General features: G+C 71.9%; 13 protein-coding genes. 4 read left to right on the plus strand and 9 right to left on the minus strand.

Going from position 1 to position 18,634, the window contains the following annotated elements:
- Positions 1–88: 88 nt before the first annotated feature.
- Positions 89–1,018: a transglutaminase-like domain-containing protein gene (locus ACFVSL_RS07630; protein ID WP_386939877.1), complete on the minus strand. Its 930-nt coding sequence runs from the start codon at positions 1,016–1,018 to the stop codon at positions 89–91.
- Positions 1,015–1,929, minus strand: a complete 915-nt coding sequence (locus ACFVSL_RS07635) for a MerR family transcriptional regulator (protein WP_386939879.1) — start codon at positions 1,927–1,929, stop codon at positions 1,015–1,017. Before ACFVSL_RS07635 ends, ACFVSL_RS07630 begins: the two co-directional genes overlap by 4 nt.
- 31 nt (positions 1,930–1,960) lie before the next feature.
- Between ACFVSL_RS07635 and ACFVSL_RS07640 the strand changes: the two genes are divergently transcribed.
- From ACFVSL_RS07640 to ACFVSL_RS07655, 4 genes are all read left to right on the plus strand, one after another.
- Positions 1,961–2,848 (plus strand): aminodeoxychorismate lyase, encoded by an 888-nt coding sequence (locus ACFVSL_RS07640; RefSeq protein ID WP_386939881.1) that lies wholly within the window; start codon positions 1,961–1,963, stop codon positions 2,846–2,848.
- A 112-nt stretch (positions 2,849–2,960) separates the two neighbouring features.
- Positions 2,961–5,483 carry a LuxR C-terminal-related transcriptional regulator gene (locus ACFVSL_RS07645; protein ID WP_386939882.1) on the plus strand — a complete coding sequence of 841 codons (2,523 nt, stop codon included), beginning with the start codon at positions 2,961–2,963 and terminating at the stop codon, positions 5,481–5,483.
- 185 nt (positions 5,484–5,668) lie between these two features.
- Positions 5,669–8,251, plus strand: coding sequence for a glycosyl hydrolase family 18 protein (locus ACFVSL_RS07650; RefSeq protein ID WP_386939884.1), 2,583 nt, complete (start codon positions 5,669–5,671; stop codon positions 8,249–8,251).
- A 243-nt stretch (positions 8,252–8,494) separates the two neighbouring features.
- A complete protein-coding gene (locus ACFVSL_RS07655; RefSeq protein ID WP_386939886.1) occupies positions 8,495–10,345 on the plus strand; it encodes a glycosyl hydrolase family 18 protein in 1,851 nt (616 codons plus the stop codon).
- A 125-nt stretch (positions 10,346–10,470) separates the two neighbouring features.
- On the opposite strand, the gene pstB is transcribed toward ACFVSL_RS07655, so the two are convergent.
- The 7 genes from pstB to ACFVSL_RS07690 all read right to left on the minus strand — a co-directional run bounded on the left by pstB (position 10,471) and on the right by ACFVSL_RS07690 (position 18,592).
- Positions 10,471–11,250, minus strand: a complete 780-nt coding sequence (gene pstB, locus ACFVSL_RS07660; RefSeq protein ID WP_386939888.1) for a phosphate ABC transporter ATP-binding protein PstB — start codon at positions 11,248–11,250, stop codon at positions 10,471–10,473.
- A 27-nt stretch (positions 11,251–11,277) separates the two neighbouring features.
- On the minus strand, positions 11,278–12,375 hold the full coding sequence (gene pstA / locus ACFVSL_RS07665) for a phosphate ABC transporter permease PstA (protein ID WP_386939890.1): 1,098 nt from the start codon (positions 12,373–12,375) through the stop codon (positions 11,278–11,280).
- The gene (gene pstC, locus ACFVSL_RS07670) at positions 12,375–13,313 is read right to left on the minus strand and encodes a phosphate ABC transporter permease subunit PstC (RefSeq protein ID WP_386939891.1); all 939 of its coding nucleotides are present in this window, start codon (positions 13,311–13,313) and stop codon (positions 12,375–12,377) included. The genes pstA and pstC overlap by 1 nt, the downstream gene beginning before the upstream one ends.
- Before the next feature lie 121 nt (positions 13,314–13,434).
- Positions 13,435–14,529 (minus strand): phosphate ABC transporter substrate-binding protein PstS, encoded by a 1,095-nt coding sequence (locus ACFVSL_RS07675; RefSeq protein WP_386939892.1) that lies wholly within the window; start codon positions 14,527–14,529, stop codon positions 13,435–13,437.
- A 152-nt stretch (positions 14,530–14,681) separates the two neighbouring features.
- Positions 14,682–15,617, minus strand: coding sequence for an NUDIX domain-containing protein (locus tag ACFVSL_RS07680; RefSeq protein WP_386939894.1), 936 nt, complete (start codon positions 15,615–15,617; stop codon positions 14,682–14,684).
- Entirely contained in the window at positions 15,614–17,821 is a 2,208-nt protein-coding gene (locus tag ACFVSL_RS07685; RefSeq protein ID WP_386939895.1) for an RNA degradosome polyphosphate kinase, read from the minus strand. Before ACFVSL_RS07685 ends, ACFVSL_RS07680 begins: the two co-directional genes overlap by 4 nt.
- Positions 17,822–17,896: 75 nt before the next feature.
- Complete coding sequence (locus ACFVSL_RS07690) at positions 17,897–18,592, minus strand: DNA-binding response regulator (RefSeq protein ID WP_386939896.1); 696 nt, start codon at positions 18,590–18,592, stop codon at positions 17,897–17,899.
- Between the last annotated feature and the right edge of the window lie 42 nt (positions 18,593–18,634).

Genomic DNA, 18,634 nt, shown 5'->3' on the forward strand with positions numbered 1-18,634 from the left:
TCCAAAATTCGCCGCTCCGAGCGGCCTCGCGCCGAGAGGCGTTTCTGCGGCCGGCCTTTCGCATCCCCTCAGCGAACGCGAGCGCCGACTACGACCAGCGCGTCGTGCGCTCCACGAGGTCGGTCGTGCCGAATCGCCCCGAGGGCGAGGCGGTCGTGATCGTCCGCCCGACGCGGACGCGGGCGTCGTCGCGCCAGATCGCGGCGAGCGACTCCTCGGCCGCGTCGTCGCCCGAGTCGGCCGCGACCGTGAGCCGCGCGATCCGGTCGGCGAGCTCGATCGCCTCGGCCGTGAGCGGGCGCCGGGGCGCGTCCATGATGCCCCACCCGTCCCAGAGCAGCAGCTCGGTGCGCATGCGGTGGGCGAGGTCGCCGAGCACGTAGCCGTGCACGATCCAGGGACCGCCGATGTCGTGGCCGGGCGCGACGCCGTAGTCGGCGAGGTCGGTGCGACCCTCGCGGTGGGCGAGCCACGCTTCGGCGGCCGTCTCGAAGGGTGAGCCCTCGCCCGAGGGCATCTCGTGCACGTCGAAGTCGAAGTCGAAGCCGTCGTCGTCGCCGAGCTCGGGGTCGAACCGCACCCAGCGTCCCTCCCGGCGCAGCTCGACGACGACGTGGTCGTGGCGGAAGCCGGGTTCGAAGTAGGACGCGAAGCCGAGCCGGGTGCGAGCGGGAACCCCGTGCTCGCGCAGGATCGCGACGGCGAGCAGGGAGTGGTCGCGACAGCAGCCGCCGACGCGCTGGGACGGCGCACGGTCGGTGTCGAGGGGGCCGTCCGCCCGCTCGGCGGCGGCGTCGAGGATCGACGAGATCCACCGGCGGTCGACGTCGGCGAGCTGCACCGGCGTCGGCGGTGCCTCTCCGGCGCGGTAGTGGGTGATCGTGGCCGTCACGGCGCGGTGGATGGCACGCGGCTCGGGCGCGATCGCGGCGACGAGCGCTCGGTGCGACCCGGGGTCGGTGTAGGGGGAGTGGCGGGCGAAGTCACCGGCGGAGCGGGTGGCGGCGGAGTCGGTCATGCCGACATCGTGGAGTCTGCCCCGGGGGCGGAGTCAAGCGGTGCCGCCGCGGAGGCCGCGGGCGTCGGGATCGGGCGGGCGATGCGCAGGGCGATCGCCTCGGGGTCGTCGGGCCACGCTCCCGGATACCACTCCCGGGGCGGTCGTCCGGGGTCGCCCGGCGCGAGTCCGGAGGCGGCGCGCACCGCATCGTAGAAGCGCAGCAGCCCGGGGTACGCGATCTCGCGCGCGGCGAGGTCGACGACCGCGTGGTCGCCACCGGGTTCGACGCGCAGCAGGATGTCGCGGGTCGGCGTCGCGCGCCCGGTGAACGGCACCGCGGTCTCGATGCGGCCGGGCAGGCCCTCGCCGACGGGCTCGTGGAAGAGGACCCAGTGCGCGGGGTCGGCCTCGGCACCCTGCTCGGCGAGATGCCGGCGGATCTCGACGACGTCGGCGAGGAAGGTCGGGACGAGCTCGGACTGCTCGACCGTGCGGGCGATGCTCGCGACGACGCGGTCGGGCACCGACTCGACGCGCACGCGCGCGAGCAGTTCGGGCTGCGGCGGGCCGGCGGCCTCCTGCGACCCCGAGTCCGTCGCCGCGAGCAGGTCGATCGTCTGGCTGCGCCTGGCGAAGCCCTCGCGCTCCGAGGCCCACCACGCGCGCAGCCGCGCCCGTGCCTCGCCGGCGGGAGCGTCGAGCAGCTCGCCGATGACGGCGAGGGGGAGGTCGGCGCGGCGGAGGGCAGCGATCGAGCGGGCACGTTCGAGCTGCGCCGGCGCGTAGCGGCGGTAGCCGGTGCGGCCGTCGACGTCGGCGGGCACGAGCAGGCCGCTCGCGTCGTAGAGGCGCAGCGCCTTCGCCGACAGCCCGGAGGCGCGGCTCATCTCGCCGGTGCCGAGCGTCTGCATGCCGGTACGGTAGCGCATCGGCGGGCGGCATCCTGAATACCATTGGTGCATGGCCCCGACCGTGACCCTCCTCATCGAACCGCTGCCCGCCGACGCGTCCGCCGAGGGCGTCGACGCGACCTTCCACGAGGTGGATGCCTCGGAGCCGGCGCTGCGCGTCGGCGAGCTGTCGACGCAGCGCGGCGACGGCATCTTCGAGACGCTCGCGGTCGTCGACGGCCACGCGCAGGAGGCGCAGGCCCACCTCGTACGGTTGCGCAACTCGGCGGCGATCTGCGAACTGCCCGAGCCCAATCTCGAGCAGTGGCACGCCGCGATCCGTCGAGCGACCGCCGCCCTGCCGCCGACCGGCGAGTTCGCGCTGAAGCTCGTGCTGAGCCGCGGCGTCGAGCACGGGCCCGCGCCGACCGCGTGGCTGCACGCGGCGCCCGCGGCCGACTTCACCGTGCCGCGCGAGCAGGGCATCCGGGTCGTGACGCTCGATCGCGGCCTCGCGCACGACGCCGCGGCCAAGGCCCCGTGGCTCCTCCTCGGCGCCAAGACGCTGAGCTACGCGCCCAACATGGCGGCGCTCCGCGAGGCGAAGCGCCGCGGAGCGGACGACACGATCTTCGTCTCGTCCGACGGGTTCGTCATGGAGGGGCCGACCTCGAGCGTCATCCTCCGGCGCGACGGCGTCTACGCCACTCCGGCGCCGAGCGGCGCGATCCTGCACGGCACCACCCAGCAGAGCCTCTTCGACCACCTCGAGCAGTCGGGGGAGCGCACCGAGTACCGCGAGATCCCGGTGGCCGAGCTCGCGCTCGCCGACGCGATCTGGCTCGTCTCGAGCGTGCGGCTCGCCGCGGGCGTCACGGCGGTCGACGGGGCATCCGTCACCCTCGACGAGGCGACGACCCGGCGCTTCAACGAGTACCTGCTGAGCCCGCGCGACTGAGTCGGGCCCGCCCCCGAAGGGGGAGTTGCGCCCGACCCGGCGGGCACTCGCGCCGACTTTGTAAATGTTGCTAACATAACCCAACGCGACCGATGTAGTGAGCGGAGGGGCAATGGCGTCCACACCGGAACGGCCCCGCCAAGCCCCGCGTCATCGCTCGTCGACCGAGATCTTCGAAGACACCCGAGCGGTCGTCGAACTGCTCGCCAGGCATCGCCTCGTGGTCGCCCCGCACGTGGCCGCGCGGCTCGGCCTCGCGCTCAGCGGCGACGCCGACGCCATCATCGAGGTGGCCGGCCGCCTCCGCGCCGCGCAGCGCCTCGGGCACGCCGTGCTGCCCGACCCGCTGCCGCTCGTGCCGGCGATCGAGGCCGCCGTCGCCGCCGACGTGCTGCGGCTGGCGGAGTGGGAGCGCATGCTGCTCGTCACCGCCGCGGTCTGCGTCGACGATCGGGTCGACGTCCTGCTCGCGGCATCCGGCCGGCCGATGTCGGCACTCGTCGAGGGAGAGGCGAGCCGCCACCTCCTGCTCGTCGCCGGCCACTTCGCGTTCGCCGACCCGCGCATGCGCGTGTGGGCGCACGCCGTCGCCAGCCTCGCCGAGCGCACCGCGGCCCACGCCGGGCTCGCGCAGGCGTACGCCGAGCTCGGCTCCGACGGGCGGGCCACGTGGCACCGATCGCTCTCGACGCTCGAGGGCTCCGAGGAGTTCGTCGCCCCGCTCCTCGCGATCGCCGACGCCGCCGATGCCGCAGGCGAGCCCGAGTGGGCGCACGCCGTCGCCCGCGAGGCGGCGAGCCACGCCTCGGGCCGAGCCGAGATCGACGCCTGGCGCATCGCCGGCCGTGCCGCGCTGCACGGCGGCCACGTCGACGACGCCAGGTGCTGGCTCGGCGGGGTGCTCGAGCACGGAGACGAGGACGAGCGCGCCTCGGTCCTCGCCGACTACCTCATCGCGCGCGCCGCACTCGAGGGCGACGTGCCGCTCGGCGAGCTCGACGACCGGATCGCGGCGGCGACCGAGGACGCCGCCGACGGTTCGGGCGGGGCCGATGCGGCTGCCGCCCTCGCCGGGCGCTGGGCCGACCTCGCCCGTGCCTCAGCGACGGCGGCCGGCCTGCTGGCCGAGCGCGGCGCTCCGGCCGCCGCGGCGCGACGCCTCGCCGAGGCGGCCCGGGCGACCGCGCGGCACGGGCTCGACGACGGGCCGCTCCGCGCGGCCGCCGCGTGGTGCGCGATGTTCGGCGTCGGCAGCGCCGCCGACGGAACGGCGCCCTCGCCCGGTGCGACCGACGGCGCGACGGCCGGCGCCGTCGCGATCGCGCGCGCCATCGAGCAGGGACTCGGCGGCAACCCCGAACGCGCGGCTCGCTGGCTGGGCGCGCTGCGCGACACCTCGAGCGATCCGCGGGCCGCACGCGACGAGCGCGCACCGATCATGCGGGCCGCGCGCGCCGTCGCGGCCGCGCTGCTCGTGCTGTGGTCGGGCGAGGTCGCCCGTGCGGGCCAACTGCTCGCTCGCGCGGCGACCGACCTGCCGATCGCGCTGCCGTTCGGCGGCCTCGGCGCGACGCTCGCACGACGGATCGACGTGATCACCACGGGCGACATCGGCGCGTTCGCACGTGCGGTGGAGGCGGCGCAGCCGCCGTCGACCGTCTCGATCCGGGCCGAGGAGCTCGTCGACCGCGCGATCGCCGCGCAGTTGCGCGGCGCCCGTGCCGAGGCCACCACGCTCGTCGCACTCGCGGGCGAACGCGAGCAGGCCGGGGGCTGCGGCCTGCACGTGCCGGGGCTCGACGCGATCGCCGCACGGGAGACGCCCGAGCTCTCGCCCGGCTTCGAGGCCGCGGGAGTGCGGCGACCGCCCGACGCGCGCCTCGCGAGCGAGCTGCGGCGGCGCATGCGCAGCACCGACCGGCACCGCTTCGAGGCCGACTACCGCGTCGCGGTCGACGCCAGCCGCGAGATCGGCTCGCACTACGAGCGCGCGCGCACCGAGCTCATGCTCGCGAGGGCCTGCGGCGAGGCGGGCGCCGCCGATCGTGCGCAGCGGCACCTGCTGGCCGCCGAGCACCTCTTCGACGAGTCGGGCGCGCGGGCGTGGCTCTCCGTCGTCGACGGCGAACGCGGCCTGCTCGCGGTGCCGCAGGCAGCACCGGCCGTCTCCGCCGCCGAAGGACCGGTGCTCGGGGCGGGGCCGGGGTCCGTCGCCGAGGGCACGGCGGCGCCGGGTCCGGTGCCGCAGGGTGACGGGGCGGTGCGAGCGGGGGCGGGGGCGGATCCCGCGTCGCCGGCCGCGGCACCGGGGTCCGGCGCGTCCGCCGCGACCGGCGGGCCGCGCGCCGAGCGCGCCGAGCACGCCGAGCCGGCCGGTCCCGCCGATCTCGACGATCCGCTCGTCGTCTGCCGCGGCGTGTGGGCCGAGGTGCTCACCGAACGCGAGCTCGAGGTCGCCATGCTGGTCGTCGACGGGGCGTCCAATCGCGACGCCGCGGCCAGGCTCTTCGTGTCCGTGCGCACCGTCGAGGTGCATCTCGGCCGGGTCTTCACGAAGCTCGACGTGCACTCGCGCGTCGAGCTGGCGGTGCTCGCCTACCGCATGCGCGGGCTGTCGTCCTCGCGCGCGAGGTAGCCCGCCCGTCGTGCTGGTGCGGCGGCCGCTGCAGGCGCGGCGCCACTGCCGGTCGGCGGCCGCTCCGTTCGGTGCCCTACGTAGTCCTGCGTATGCGGGGTTGTGCGGATTCGGCCGCCCGTGCGTCGTCGATAGCGTCGGGCTGCCCGTGGACTGCGGGCTGACCACAGGCAGACAGGAACGAGATGCGAACACTGAAGTTCGGGCGCGGCTCGAAGGCCGCCGTCGCCGCCGCAGGGATCGGACTGCTCCTCGCAGCCCTCCTCCCCGCGGCGGTCGCGAGCGCCGCCGAGGCATGCGCCCCGGCGTGGAGCTCGACCGCCGTCTACACGGGCGGCGCGACCGCCTCGCACGGCGGCGTGAACTACACCGCGAAGTGGTGGACCCAGAACAACGAGCCGGGCACGGGCGAGTGGGGCCCGTGGGCGGCGGGCGCCGCCTGTGGCACCGGCACCCCCGAGCCGACCCCGACCCCGACGCCGACCCCGACCCCGACCCCGACCCCGACCCCGACCCCGACCCCGACGCCGACTCCCTCGCCGACTCCCGAACCGGGCACCCCGTGGACGTCGAACCCCGACGAGAAGTGCCGCCCCGACGGCCTCTACCAGACCCCGGGCGTCGATGTGCCCTACTGCACGATCTACGACGAGCAGGGCCGCGAGAAGCTGCCGAACGGGCTCGAGCACCGGGTGATCGGCTACTTCACGAACTGGCGCACGGGCCTCAACGGCCAGCCGCGCTACCTCGCGAGCGACATCCCGTGGCAGAAGATCAGCCACATCAACTACGCCTTCGCGCACATCGACGGCCAGGGCAAGGTCTCGGTGAACCAGGACGTCGCGGGCAACGCCTCCACGAAGATGACGTGGCCGGGCGTCGCCGGCGCCGAGATGGACCCGACCCTGCCCTACCAGGGTCACTTCAACCTGCTCACGAAGTACAAGGAGCAGAACCCCGGCGTGAAGGCGCTCGTCTCGGTCGGCGGCTGGGCCGAGACCGGCGGCCACTTCGACGCCGCGGGCGACCGCGTCGCCGACGGCGGCTTCTACACCCTGACCGACTCGCAGGCCGAGATCGACGCCTTCGCCGACTCGGCGGTGCAGTTCATCCGCACCTACGGCTTCGACGGCGTCGACATCGACTACGAGTACGCCAACTCGAACGGGAAGGCCGGCAGCCCCGACGACTTCGCCTTCTCGGAGCCGCGTCGTGCGAAGCTCTGGGCGGGGTACGAGTCGCTCATGAAGACCCTCCGCGAGAAGCTCGACCGCGCGGGCGCGGCCGACGGCACGCACTACCTGCTCACCGTCGCAGCCCCCGCCTCGGGCTGGCTGCTGCGCGGCGCCGAGGTCTACCAGGTGACCCCGTACCTCGACTACGTCAACATCATGAGCTACGACCTCCACGGCTCGTGGAACGACTACGTCGGCGGCAACGGCCCGCTGTTCGACGACGGCAAGGACCCCGAGCTCGCAGCCGGCGGCGTCTACGGCGCCTACAGCAACATCGGCTACCTGAACACCGACTGGGCCTACCACTACTTCCGCGGGGCGATGCCTCCCGGTCGCATCAACGTCGGCCTCCCGTTCTACACGCGCGGCTGGGACGGCGTGCAGGGCGGCACCGACGGGCTCTACGGCAAGGCGCCGCTCGCCGACCAGACCAAGTGCCCCCCGGGCACCGGACCGACCATCGGCGGCACCTCGAAGTGCGGCAACGGCGCGGTCGGCATCAACAACCTCTGGCACGACCTCGACAAGACCGGGGCCGAGGTCGGGGCGGGGGCGAACCCGATCTGGCACGTGCTGAACCTGCAGAAGGGCGTCGTGGGCGACTACACGGCCTCGTACGGCGCACCGACGTCGATCAACGGCACGTACACGCATCACTTCGACCAGACGACGAAGACCGAGTGGTGGTGGAACTCCACCACCAGGACGTTCCTCTCGGGCGACTCCGACCAGGCGATCAGCGCGAAGGCCGACTACATCGCCGACAACGGCATCGGCGGTGCGATGATCTGGGAGCTCGCGGGCGACTACGAGTACGACGCGCAGAAGGGGCAGTACGAGATGGGCTCGACGCTCGTGTCGATCCTGCACGACCGCCTCGCGGCATCCCAGCCGTACGACGCGGCGAAGGCGAACGTCGCGATGCCGACGAAGGCGATCGACCTGCGGGTGTCGTTCGGCGACTTCGCGCTCGGCGACAGCAACTACCCGATCAACCCGAAGGTGACCTTCGCCAACCGGTCGAAGACCGCGATCCCCGCGGGGTCGACGATCACCTTCGACACCGCGACGAGCGATACCGGCGCCCTCGGCGAGCAGAACGGCTGGGGCATCACGAAGGTGTCGAGCGACCACACCGGATCGAACGTGGGAGGCCTCAAGGGCGACTTCCACACCTACACGATCACGGTGCCCTCGGGCGGCATCCCCGCCGGCGGCAGCGTCTTCACGAAGCTCTCGTGGCGCCTGCCCATGGCGGAGATCTCGAACCTGCGGGTGAAGATCGGCACCGAGACCTTCGCGACGCTCTCCGACCTGCCGCGGGGCGTCACGGTCGTCGAGCCCTCGACGGGCACCGGCGGCGGCACGGGCGGCGGCACCGGCACGTGCGACGCCCCGGCCTGGAACGCCACGGCGGTCTACACCGGCGGCCAGCAGGTCTCGTACAACGGCGCCGAGTACACCGCGAAGTGGTGGACGCAGGGCAACACCCCCGGCACGAACGACGTCTGGGGCCAGCCGGTCGCCTGCTGACCCGGTCGCGCCGTCGCGCCGTCGAGGCGCCCGCGACGCTGCGACGCGGATGCCACGGGCGGGGGTTCCGGCGACGGAGCCCCCGCCCTTCCACGTGCGGGGCGTACGTGATCCTACGTACGCCCCGCACGCGCCCGCCGGATCATGTGGATCGTGCGGACGCCCGACCGCGGCATCCGTTCGTAGCGTGAGCGTGTCCAAGGGCGCACGCGCCCGTTCAGTTCCCCTTCACCGAAGGACGTCATGAAGAATCAGAGAACTCCGGGGCGCGGACTGCGCCGGGCGATCGCCGCCCTGGCGACCGGCGCGATGGTCGCCGGCCTCGCCGCGATCGGCACCGCACCGGCCGTCGCGGCCGAGCAGTCGCCGAGCGCCGTCAACGGCTACCGCAACGTCGGCTACTTCGCCCAGTGGGGCGTCTACGGCCGCGACTTCAAGGCCAAGCAGCTGCAGACCTCCGGCACCGCGGCCGACCTCACCCACATCAACTACGCGTTCGGCAACATCCACTACCAGGACCTCACGTGCTTCATCGCGAACAAGGCGCAGGGCACGGGGCCGAACGGCTCCGACGGCGCCGGCGACGCCTGGGCCGACTTCGGCATGGGCTACACCGCGGCGAACTCGGTCGCAGGCACCGCCGACACCTGGGACCAGCCGCTCGCCGGCTCGTTCAACCAGATGAAGCAGCTGAAGGCGAAGAACCCGAACCTCAAGGTCATGATCTCGCTCGGCGGCTGGACCTGGTCGAAGAACTTCTCGAAGGCGGCCGCGACGGACGCCTCGCGCAAGAAGCTCGTGAAGAGCTGCGTCGACCTCTACCTGCGCGGCAACCTGCCCGTCATCGACGGGCGCGGCGGCACGGGCGCGGCGGCCGGCGTCTTCGACGGCATCGACATCGACTGGGAGTGGCCCGGCTCGCAGAACGGCGAGGTCGGCAACCACGTCGACGAGGTGAACGACAAGGCGAACTTCACCCTGCTGCTCAAGGAGTTCCGCACGCAGATGGACGCCCTGAGCGCTGAAAACGGCCACCCGTACCAGCTCTCCGCGTTCCTCCCGGCGAACCCCGCCGACATCGCCTCCGGCGGCTGGAACAACCCCGAGAACTTCCGGTACCTCGACTACGGCAACGTGCAGGGCTACGACCTCCACGGCGCGTGGGACCCGAGCCTCACCGGGCACCAGGCGAACCTCTTCGACGACCCCGCCGACACCCGGCCGGCGTCGAAGAAGTTCAGCGTCGACAAGGCGGTGAAGGAGTACCTGAGGACGGGCATCGACCCGAAGCAGCTCGGCATCGGCCTCGCCGCCTACGGCCGGGGATGGCAGGGCGCGACCTCGGCGAACGCGTGGGGCCCCGCGACGGCCGCCGCACCCGGCACCTGGGAGAAGGGCAACGAGGACTACGACAAGCTGAAGACCCTCGGCACCGACCACTACGACCCTGCCATCGGCGCGGCGTGGCGGTACGACGGCAACCAGTGGTGGAGCTACGACAACGCGCAGTCGACGACCCGCAAGGGCCAGTACATCGCCGAGCTCGGCCTCGGCGGCGGCATGTGGTGGGAGCTCGACGGCGACCGCAACGGGCAGCTGGTCGGCACCCTCGCCGACAAGCTGCGCGCCTCGGCCACCGGGCCGGCGACCGACCCCACCGGTCCGACGGACCCGACGGATCCCACTGACCCGACCGACCCGACGGACCCCACCGACCCGACCGACCCCACGGGCTGCACCGCAGCGGCGTGGAGCGCGACCGCGGTCTACACCGGCGGCCAGAAGGTGTCGTACGCCGGCAAGGAGTACACCGCGAAGTGGTGGACGCAGGGCAACACCCCGGGCACCGACGACGTCTGGGGCCTCGTCGGCCCGTGCACGACGGACCCGACGGATCCCACCGACCCGACCGACCCGACGGACCCCACAGACCCGACCGGCTGCACCGCCGCGGCATGGAGCGCGGCGACCGCCTACTCGGGCGGGGCGACCGTGAGCTACTCGGGCAGCGAGTACAAGGCCAAGTGGTGGACGCAGAACAACACCCCGGGCGCCGAGCAGTGGGGCCCGTGGGAGCTCGTGAAGGCCTGCTGACCGGGTAGGCGCGACGAGCCGCGTCGAGACGGCGGCACCCGAGAACACGGATGCCCCGGAGCGAACCTCGCTCCGGGGCATCCGTCATGCCGTGGCCGGCGCGCCCCCGCGCGCCGGGGCGTCGATCACCCGAAGCGACCCGAGACGTAGTCCTCGGTCGCCTGCACGGAGGGGTTCGAGAAGATCGTCGTGGTGTCGGCGTACTCGATGAGCTTGCCGGGCTTGCCGGTGCCCGCGATGTTGAAGAAGGCGGTCCTGTCGCTCACCCGCGAGGCCTGCTGCATGTTGTGGGTCACGATCACGATCGTGTACTCCTGCTTGAGCTCCTCGATGAGGTCCTCGATCGCGAGGGTCGAGATGGGGTCGAGCGCCGAGCACGGCTCGTCCATGAGGATGACCTCGGGGGAGACCGCGATCGCGCGGGCGATGCAGAGGCGCTGCTGCTGGCCGCCCGAGAGACCCGACCCGGGGCGGTCGAGGCGGTCCTTCACCTCGTTCCAGAGGTTCGCACCGCGCAGCGAACGCTCGACGAGCTCGTCGGCGTCGGACTTCGAGATGCGCTTGTTGTTGAGCTTCACGCCCGCGAGGACGTTCTCCTTGATCGACATCGTCGGGAACGGGTTCGGCCGCTGGAAGACCATGCCGACCTGCCGGCGCACGAGCACCGGGTCGACCGCCGGGTCGTAGAGGTTGTTGCCGTCGATGAGCACCTCGCCCTCGACGCGCGCACCGGGGATGACCTCGTGCATGCGGTTCAGGGTGCGGAGGAACGTCGACTTGCCGCAGCCCGAGGGGCCGATGAAGGCGGTGACGCTGCGGGGTTCGATCTCGAGGGTCACGCCCTCCACAGCGAGGAACTTGCTGTAGTAGACGTTGAGGTCGCGGACTTCGATGCGCTTGGACACGGGTTTCCTTCTTGCTTTCGGTCGGGCTCAGCGGCCGAGCTTCGGCGCGAACAGACGGGCGACGAGCCTCGCGATGAGGTTCAGCGCCATGACGATGAGGATGAGGGTGAGGGCGGCGGCCCAGGCGCGGTCGAGGAAGGCCTCGGCCGGGTTGCCCTGGTTCGCGTACTGCGTGTAGACGAACACCGGCAGCGACTGCATGCGGCCCTCGAAGAGGTTGTAGTTCATGCTCGCGGTGAAGCCGGCGGCGATGAGCAGCGGGGCGGTCTCGCCGATGACGCGGGCGATCGAGAGCATGATGCCGGTCGTGATGCCCGCGATCGAGGTGGGCAGCACGACCTTCACGATCGTCAGCCACTTCGGCACGCCGAGCGCGTAGGCCGCCTCGCGGAGCTCGTTCGGCACGAGGCGCAGCATCTCCTCGCTCGAGCGGACCACGACGGGGATCATGAGCAGCGACAGCGCCACGGCGCCGGCGATGCCGGTGCGGGTGCCCGGGCCCCAGAAGATCGCGAAGAGCGAGTACGCGAACAGGCCGGCGACGATCGACGGGATGCCGGTCATGACGTCGACGAGGAAGGTCACGCCGCGTGCGAGCTTGCCGCGGCCGTACTCGACGAGGTAGATCGAGGTCATCAGCCCGATCGGGATCGAGATCAGGGCCGCGGTGCCGGTCATGAGCAGGGTGCCGACGATCGCGTGCAGGGCGCCGCCGCCCTCGCCGGTGACGTTGCGCATCGACATCGAGAAGAAGTCGGCGTCGAATCGCGCGAGGCCGAAGGTCACGACCGTGATCGTGAGCGAGACGAGCGGGATCATCGCGAGGAGGAACGCGCCGGTCACGAGCGCCGTCACGAGGCGGTCGGTCGCGCGACGGGCGCCCTCGACGAGGCGCGAGAAGAGCCAGATCGCGGGGATGTACAGCAGGGCGCCCACGAGCAGGGCGCCGCCCCAGTCGAAGCCCGAGCCCGAGCCGATCGCGACGACGCCGAAGACCGCCGCGGCCACCGCGACCGCGGTGCCGAGGATCACCCAGGGGGCGGAGGAGGGGAGGCGGCCCGCAGTGAGCGAGTTCGCGATCGGGGTGCCCGTCTCGGGCGCGGGGGTCATGGTCTGCAGGGTCATCAGTTCGCTCCCGAGAATTCCTTGCGGCGACTGATGATCCAGCGCGCGAAGGCGTTGACCGCGAAGGTCACGACGAAGAGGATGAGGCCGGTCGCGATGAGCACGTTCACGTTGAGGGCGTAGGCCTCGGGGAAGCTCAGCGCGATGTTCGCGGCGATGGTGGTCGGGTTGACCGAGGTGAGCAGGTCGAAGGTCACGACGTGCGCGGCCGAGAGCACCATCGCGACGGCCATCGTCTCGCCGAGCGCGCGACCGAGGCCGAGCACCGAGGCCGAGATGATGCCCGAGCGCCCGAAGGGCAGCACCGCGACGCGGATCATCTCCCAGCGGGTCGCGCCGAGGGCGAGCGCCGCCTCCTCGTGGAGGACGGGGGTCTGCAGGAACACCTCGCGGCAGATGGCGGTCATGATCGGCAGCACCATGACGGCGAGGACGAGCGCGGCGGTGAGGATCGTGCGGCCGGTGGCCGAGACGGTGCCGCCGAAGATCGGGATCCAGCCGAGGTTCTCGTTGAGCCAGGTGTAGGCCGGCACGACGGCCGGCGCGAGGACACCGATGCCCCAGAGGCCGAAGACGACCGAGGGCACGGCGGCCAGGAGGTCGACGACGTAGCCGAGCACGGAGGCGAGCCGGCGGGGCGCGTAGTGCGAGATGAAGAGCGCGATGCCGATCGAGATGGGCAGCGCGAAGAGGAGCGCGAGCGCCGCGGCCCAGACGGTGCCGAAGACGAGGGGGCCCACGTACTCCCAGAAGTTCGTCTCGAGGATCGAGGCGTCGTCCTTCGTGGCGGAGAGCGCGGGGATGCTCTGGACGATGAGGAAGACGGCGACGGCGGCGAGCGTCACCAGGATCATCGAGCCGGCGAAGACCGCCGAACGGGAGAAGACGAGGTCGCCGACGCGGAGCTTCGCCTTGATCGGGGCTGGTGCGGAGGTCATCAGGTGCGATCCTCGGGGGTCGGGTTGCGGTTCTGGGGTGCGCCGCCCGGACGAACCGGAGGACGCGGCCGTGCCCGACCCCGTCGTTCCTCGCGGAACTCGGGGGTCGGGCACGAGGTCATTACTTGATCGAGTCGATCGCGGCGGTGACCTTCTCGCGGAGCGTGTCCGAGATCGGGGCGGAGCCGGCGTCGGTCGCGGCCGTCTCCTGGCCCTCGGGGCTGGCGAGGTAGGAGAGGTACGCCTTCACGAGCTCGACGTTGTCGGACTCGGCGTACTCGCCGCAGGCGATGAGGTAGCTGACGAGGACGATCGGGTAGACGCCGGCCTCCTCCGAGGTGCGGTCGATCTCGATCGCGAGGTCGCCCTCGGCACGGCCCTCGGCGAACGGCGAGTGGTCGACGATCGCGGCAGCGGCCTCGGGCGAGTAGGGCACGAACTCGTCGCCGACCTTGATCGACACGGTGCCGAGGTCACCGGCGCGCGAGGCGTCGGCGTAGCCGATGGTGCCGTTGCCGTTGGTCACGGCGTCGACGAGGCCCGAGGTGCCCTGAGCGGCCTCGCCGCCCTCGAACGGCCACACGCCGTCGGCCTCCCAGGTCCAGACGTCGGCCGCGGCCGCACCGAGGTACTCGGTGAAGTTCTCGGTCGTGCCCGAGTCGTCGGAGCGGTGGACGGGGGTGATCGCGAGGTCGGGCAGCTCGACGCCCTCGTTCGTCGCGGCGATCGCCGGGTCGTTCCACTTGGTGATCGTGCCGGCGAAGATGCCCGCGACGGTCGCAGCGTCGAGGTCGAGCGAGTCGACGCCCTCGACGTTGAAGATGACCGCGATCGGCGAGATGTAGAGGGGGAGCTCGACGATCGTCGAGTCGGGGGCGCACTTCTGGAAGCCGCCCGCGGCGAGCTCGTCGTCCTTGAACGCACGGTCGGAACCGGCGAAGTCGCTCGCGCCCGAGAGGAAGGTCTCGCGGCCGGCGCCCGAACCCGAGGGGTCGTAGTCGATCGTCACGTCGGGGTTCGCGGTCTGGAAGCCGGCGATCCAGGACTGCTGTGCCGCGTCCTGCGACGAGGCGCCTGCGCCGACGAGGTTGCCGGCGAGGGTCGAGGTCGACTCCTCGGGAGCGGCGGCGCCGCCCTCGTTCGAGGCGCAGGAGCTGAGCGCGAGCGCCGCGGTGACGGCGATGACTGCGGGCACGCCGAAACGCTTGAGGTTCACGTGATTTCCCTTCCGGGGATCGTTTGCAGGAGTTGTGGGCCGGTGCCGGCCCGCCTGCGACGCTAACGAGCGCGCCTTACGAGCATCCGCCACCTCGGTAAACGGGAGGTGAACGGATCTTGGCGCGCAGAAACCGCCGGAAGAGCGCGCTTTCAGGCGCGCGGAGCGTGCGTCTCGATCGAGATGATGCCCGAGCCCTGGTTGGTCGCGGAGAGATGCACGACGCTGAACGCACCCGGCTCGAGCTCGGCTGCGTCGCCGACGTAGGAGCCGATCGGCGTCCCGGTCGCGAGCGCGAGCTCCCTGAAGATGTCGGGCAGCACGGGGCCGTGGCTGCAGATCACGGCCGACCGCCCAGCGCGCACGCGCTTGCCGACGACCCGGCGCACCTCCGCCTCGCCCTCGTGCCAGGCGTCCTCGCTGATGCCGGCGTCGCGCCGGACCTCCATCCCGGTGGCGGCGGCGAGCGGCGTGACCGTCGTGACGCAGCGCACCGCGGGGCTCGACACGATGCGCCTCGGCGCCCACGCGGTGAGCGTGTCGACGAGCGCCGCCGCCTGCTCGACGCCGCGTTCGGACAGCGGGCGCGAGGCATCCGGCCCCTCGAAGCCCTTGCGGCCGACCGCCTTGCCGTGACGGAGCACGGTGAGGCTGAAGGTGCGGGTCACGCCCTGTTCGACGAGCGCCATGAAGTTGTCGAGGATCTCGACGTCGGGCTGGTAGCTGAGATACCCGCGGGCGCGCTTCGGCGTCACCCACTCGAGCGCCGCGACCTCGGCGTTGGGCTTGAACGTCGAGCGCTGCACCGCCTTGTCGCTCACCTCCGCGGCCCAGTAGTGCACGATCTTCTCGCGACCGCTCGGCAGCGGGTAGCGCGAGACGCCGAGCGGCACGCCGAGGGCGACCTCGAGCCCGGTCTCCTCGGCGATCTCGCGCACCGCCGTCTGCGGCAGCGACTCGCCGGGGTCGACCTTGCCCTTCGGGATGGTGACGTCGCCGTAGACCGTGCGGTGGATCACGAGCACGTGCAGCTTGCCGTCGATGTGGCGCCAGCAGACGGCGCCCGCCGCGTAGACGGCCGTCGTCACCGGCGCTGCCCCGATCGCGGGCGCTGGGCGGATCTGGTGCGGCGGGCGACCTCGGCCATGAGCACGTTCTGGAGGTCGGCGAGCGGCTGCCCCGACTCGTCGGTCGAGTGGCGGGTCCAGACGCCCTCGCCGTCGAGGTGCCACGAGCTCGTCGACTCGTCCATCGCGCGGTCGAAGAGCCCCTGCACCTCGGCGAGGTGCTGCGGGTCGGCGAGGCGCACGAGGGCCTCGACCCGGCGGTCGAGGTTGCGGTGCATCATGTCGGCCGAGCCGATGTAGATCTGCGGGTCGCCGTCGTTCTCGAAGCAGAACAGCCGCGAGTGCTCGAGGTAGCGGCCGAGGATCGAGCGCACCCGGATGTTCTCGCTGAGCCCGGGCAGGCCGGGTCGCAGGCTGCAGATGCCGCGCACCCACACCTCGACCGGGACGCCGGCGTTCGAGGCGCGGTAGAGGGCGTCGATGATGGCCTCGTCGACCATCGAGTTGACCTTGATGCGGATGCCGCTGGGTCGCCCGGCCTCCGCGTTGCGGATCTCGGTCGCGATGAGCTTCAGGAGCCCCTTGCGGAGGTGGAGGGGAGCGACGAGGAGCCGCTTGAACTTCTTCTCGATCGCGTAGCCCGAGAGCTCGTTGAACAGCCGGGTCAGGTCCTTGCCGACCTGGTCGTCGGCCGTGAGCAGGCCGAGGTCCTCGTAGATGCGGCTCGTCTTCGGGTTGTAGTTGCCCGTGCCGATGTGGCTGTAGTGCCGCAGCACGCCCTTCTCCTGGCGGATCACGAGCGCGAGCTTGCAGTGGGTCTTCAGCCCCACCAGGCCGTACACGACGTGCACGCCGGCCTTCTCGAGCTTGCGCGCCCAGGTGATGTTCGCCTGCTCGTCGAAGCGGGCCTTGATCTCGACGAGGGCGAGCACCTGCTTGCCCGACTCGGCGGCGTCGATGAGCGCCTCGACGATCGGGCTGTCGCCCGAGGTGCGGTAGAGGGTCTGCTTGATGGCCAGCACGTCGGGGTCGGCCGCCGCCTGCTCGAGGAACGCCTGCACGCTCGTCGCGAACGACTCGTAGGGGTGGTGCAGCAGCACGTCCTGGCGGGAGACCGCCTTGAACACGTCGGCGCGGAGGTTCGACTCGGTCGGCTGCAACTGCACGGCCGTCGTCGGCACATGGATCGGGTAGTGCAGCTCGGGCCGGTCGAGTCGCGACAGGTCGAAGAGTCCGCCGAGGTCGAGCGGCGCCGGCAGGCGGTACACCTCCTGCTCGGTGACATCCAGCTCGCGGACGAGGAGGCCGAGCGTCACCTCGTCCATGTCGTCGGTGACCTCGAGGCGGATCGGCGGGCCGAAGCGACGCCGCAGCAGCTCTTTCTCGAGGGCCTTGATGAGGTTCTCGGTCTCGTCCTCCTCGATCTCGACGTCCTCGTTGCGGGTGACGCGGAACACGTGGTGCTCGACGATCTCCATGCCGGGGAAGAGGTCGCCGAGGTGATTGGCGATGAGCTCCTCGAGGGTGAGGTACCTGGCGTCCTCGATCGACTCGTCGGGGTCGACCCGCACGAAGCGCGGCAGCATCTGCGGCACCTTCACGCGGGCGAACTCCTGCCGGCCGGTGCGGCTGTTGCGCACGCGCACCGACAGGTTCAGCGAGAGCCCCGAGATGTAGGGGAACGGGTGCGCCGGGTCGACCGCGAGCGGCATGAGCACCGGGAAGATCTGCTTGGAGAACACGTCGTGCAGGTGCTCGCGCTCGTCGTCGCCGAGCTCGGCCCACGAGGCGATGCGGATGCCGGCCTCGGCGAGGGCCGGCTTCACGAGGGTCTGGTACGCGGCGGCGTGGCGCTCCTGCAGCTCGTGCGCCTTCTTCGAGATGTCGCTCAGCACGTCGGCCGGGGCGCGGCCGATGTTGGTGGGCACCGCGAGCCCCGTGACGATGCGGCGCTTGAGGCCCGCGACCCTGACCATGAAGAACTCGTCGAGGTTCGACGCGAAGATCGCGAGGAAGTTGGCGCGCTCGAGCACCGGGAGGGTCTCGTCCTCGGCGAGCTCGAGCACCCGCTGGTTGAATGCGAGCCAGCTGAGCTCGCGGTCGAGGTAGCGCTCGGACGGCAGCTCGGGGGCGCCCTCGGTGTCGAAGGGTTCGAAGTCGTCGTCGAAGTCGCTCGCAGTCCGGTCGGAGGTGCGGTCGTCCTCGAGGATGCTGTCGGGGCACATCCACACATCATGGCACGCGCCCCGAAACGCGCCGATGAGAGCCGGGTTAACGGGCGGTGACGTGGAGTGCGTCCGTCAACGGGCGGTGACGGGGGCCGCACCAGCGCCCTCGTCGTCCTCGTGGACGTTGAAGCGGTAGCCGACGTTGCGCACGGTGCCGATGAGCGACTCGAGGTCGCCGAGCTTCGCGCGCAGCCGCCGCACGTGCACGTCGACCGTGCGGGTGCCGCCGAAGTAGTCGTAGCCCCACACCTCGCTGAGCAGCTGCTCGCGGGTGAACACCCGTGACGGGTGCGCCGCGAGGAAGCGCAGCAGCTCGAACTCCTTGTACGTGAGGTCGAGCGGCTTGCCGTGCACCTTCGCCGAGTAGCTCGCCTCGTCGATGACGACCCCCGAGGTCTGGATGCGCTCGCTCGGCTGCGAGGTCTGCGCCCGCCCGATCGCGAGCCTGACGCGGGCGTCGATCTCGGCCGGACCGGCGGCCTCGAGCACGACGTCGTCGACGCCCCAGTCGGGGGTGACCGCGGCGAGGCCGCCCTCGGTGACGACGAGCACGAGCGGCGCCGAGAGCCCCGTGGTCTTCAGGATCTGGGCGAGCGCCTTGGCGCCGGCCAGGTTGGTGCGCGCGTCGAGCAGCACGAGGTCGGCGTCGGGCGCCCGGACCAGTTGCTCGGGCGACGCCGGGATCACCCTGACCCGATGGGTCAGCAGTGCGAGCGCCGGGAGAACGTCGTCGTTGGCCGTCGGCGTCAAGATCAGCAGCTGCGCCACGCCACACCCTCCAGTAGTAAGGTGCGGTCAATACTACGGGAC

This window comes from Agromyces sp. NPDC058064 (assembly GCF_042885275.1).
Taxonomy (GTDB): domain Bacteria; phylum Actinomycetota; class Actinomycetes; order Actinomycetales; family Microbacteriaceae; genus Agromyces.